This is a genomic window from Deinococcus frigens DSM 12807 (assembly GCF_000701425.1).
In the GTDB taxonomy this organism is placed as follows: Bacteria; Deinococcota; Deinococci; order Deinococcales; family Deinococcaceae; genus Deinococcus; species Deinococcus frigens.
The window spans coordinates 1-2713 of record NZ_JNIW01000127.1 but is presented as its reverse complement, the minus strand read 5'-3'; the positions used below and the strand labels follow the sequence as shown (position 1 = coordinate 2713).

The 2713-nt window shown below is 62.5% G+C and carries 2 protein-coding genes; one reads left to right on the top strand and one right to left on the bottom strand.

What is annotated here, in order from left to right:
• Nucleotides 1-534: 534 nt before the first annotated feature.
• Nucleotides 535-738 carry a hypothetical protein gene (locus Q322_RS23740; RefSeq protein ID WP_156953194.1) on the bottom strand — a complete coding sequence of 68 codons (204 nt, stop codon included), beginning with the start codon at nt 736-738 and terminating at the stop codon, nt 535-537.
• A gap of 11 nt (nt 739-749) precedes the next feature.
• Between Q322_RS23740 and Q322_RS0119845 the strand changes: the two genes are divergently transcribed.
• The coding region (locus tag Q322_RS0119845) for a DNA methyltransferase (protein WP_029479569.1) at nt 750-2713 on the top strand (1964 nt) is incomplete at its 3' end.

Genomic DNA, 2713 nt, shown 5'->3' with positions numbered 1-2713 from the left:
GTTTGAATTCGGCGGAATGGATTCTGCGGTGGGTCATGATGGTGCCTCCTATTTTCGAGGCTTATCTCCATCTGCGCAAAACCGGGTCACCCTCACATTCCTAACATTCTGAAGCACTCGCGCCCGCATTTGGGGGCCTCCCATTTCGTGCATTCCGGCGCACCCACGCCCGCACATAGGGGCCGGACATTTCGGACATTCTGGCGCGTCCACGCCTGCACTTGGGGGTGTGGCATTTGGGTCACTGTGCGCCCCTGTGGGGGTGTCCAGTCTGTCCAGTTCTGGGCGGCCCATGTCTGCGAAGGGGTGTCCCATTTGTCCGATTTTTTGGCGGTGAAAAGTCTGAGGCCATCATGGTGTAGCGCATGGGGCGCACACCTAAAGGTGGGGCGGTGGGGGGGTCATCCTGCCAGGCCGGATGAGTCGGGGGGCTGCCCCGTCGGAAGGCTGGGGCGCGGGCTATCTGCTGCCACAGTCTGCCCGCCAGAGTGTCCACACCTTCACGGCACGGGCAACCCTGGCAGGCGGGGTGGATCAGTTGATGATGTTGGGTTTGGGCTGTGTCCACCGCTTGATGCCGAGGGCGGCTAAGGCTGCCGCGCCTTCGCTGGTGTCCGGGTCTGCTTCAAAGTAGGCAAGCATGACGGGCGGCTCACCTGTGGGCGCGGCATGGGGGATGGCGAACCAGATCGCCAGACCCGGCAACATGCTGTCAGCCCGGCGAAGGACTTCCGGCATACTGGGCGCACATGGCACGCACCCCTGAAGATTTTGTGGCGCACTACCGCAAAGTTACTGTCAACGAGAAGGCCGCCGTCCAGTCCCATTTCAACGACCTATGCGAACTGCTGGGCGTTCCCAAACCGCTAGACCATGACCCTTCCGGCACCGAGTACCGCTTTGAAAAGCACGTCTCGAAGGTCACGGGCAAGAAGGGGTACGCGGACGTGTGGTGGCGCGGGCGCTTTGGCTGGGAATACAAGGGCGTGGGCGCGGACCTCAAGAAGGCGTATCAGCAGCTTCTTTCCTACCGTGAAGACCTGGAAAACCCGCCCCTTCAGGTGGTGTCCGATATGCACACCATCGAGGTTCATACCAACTTCACCGGCACGCAGAAGGTCACGCGGGTCTGGAAGCTGGAAGACCTGCTGAATGAAGGCAGGCGGGCCGATCTGCGGAAGGTCTGGACCGAGCCTCAGTTTTTCAACCCTTCGCGCGTCATTGAGCAGGCGACGGTGGCCGCCGTGGCGGACCTGGCCAAGATCAGCGGGGCGCTGAAGGACCGGGGCGAAAACCCGGACCGGGTCGCACACTTTCTGGTGCGGACCATGTTCACCCTCTTTGCCGAGGATGTGGACCTGATTCCAGAAGGCACCTTCACGCGGTTGCTGACGCAGGCGGCCAGGAATGCCCCGGACTTTCAGCCCATGTGCGAGGAACTGTTTGCGGCCATGAAGGTGGGCCGGGTGACGCTGGCCGGGCGCATTCCGCACATTAACGGCGGCGTCTTCGAGGACACCAGCGCCCCAGCATTGAGCCGCGCTGAAATCGTGCTGTTGCGTGACGCGGCCCTTCGCAGTTGGCGGCAGATTGACCCCACCATCTTTGGCACGCTGTTTGAAACGGTTATCAACCCGGATAAGCGCTGGCAACTTGGGGCGCATTACACGCCGCTGGCCGATATTCTGGACATTGTGGAGCCGGTGGTCATGCGCCCGTTGCGCGCCGAGTGGGAAACCCTGCGTGCCGAACTGGCCCCAGTGGTGGTGGAAATCGAGAACGCTCGTACACATGGGGGCAACCTCTACACCCCCGGTGGGCTGGGGCAGGGTCAGGTGGATGGGGCGGTGGCCTTGCTGACGGCCTTTCAGAACCGTCTGGCCGCCGTGACCGTTATGGACCCGGCGATGGGTTCAGGCAACTTTCTATATGTCACGTTGCGCCTGCTGCTGGACTTGGAAGCCGAGGTGCGCGCCACTATTCGCGGCCTGACTGCGAATGTTGCGCCCCAGCCGCGCGTTTCGCCCCGGCAACTGCTGGGCATGGAGGTCAACCCTTACGCCCATGAGATCGCGGGCATGGTGCTGTGGATTGGCTACCTTCAATGGCTGCGCGAACATGGCGAACAGTGGCCGTACAAACAGGGCGAGGAACCCAAGACCCCGCCCGTGCTGGATAAGCTGCCCGGCCTGCGCTTGACCGACGGCGTGATGGAACTGGACGCCACTGGGCAGACCACAGGCAACGTCGCCACCTGGCCCGCTGCGGAGTTCATCGTGGGCAACCCACCCTTTCTGGGGTATTCGCCCATGCGTGAGCAACTGGGCGGCGAGTATGTGGACCGCCTCCGCAAAGCGTATGAGGGCCGGATTCCTGGTTTCTCGGACTTCGTGTGCTTCTTCTTTGAGAAGGCGCGCGAGAACGTGGCCGACGGGAAGACCAGACGGGTGGGTCTAATCGCCACAAATAGTATTGCTGGGGGCGAGAATGCCCGCGTGCTGGAACGGATTCTGGAAACGGGGTCAATCTTCCGTGCGTGGCCTGACCGGGCCTGGATTCAGAGCGGCGCGGCGGTGCGGACGGCGGTGGTAATGTTTGACGACGGCAGCGACCCGGAGCGGCTGTTGCTGCGGCATGAGGGGGACGAGCGCAAAACCGAAACGCGCCAGACCGTTGAAACGCCCGTGGCGCGGATTAATGCCGATCTCAGTAG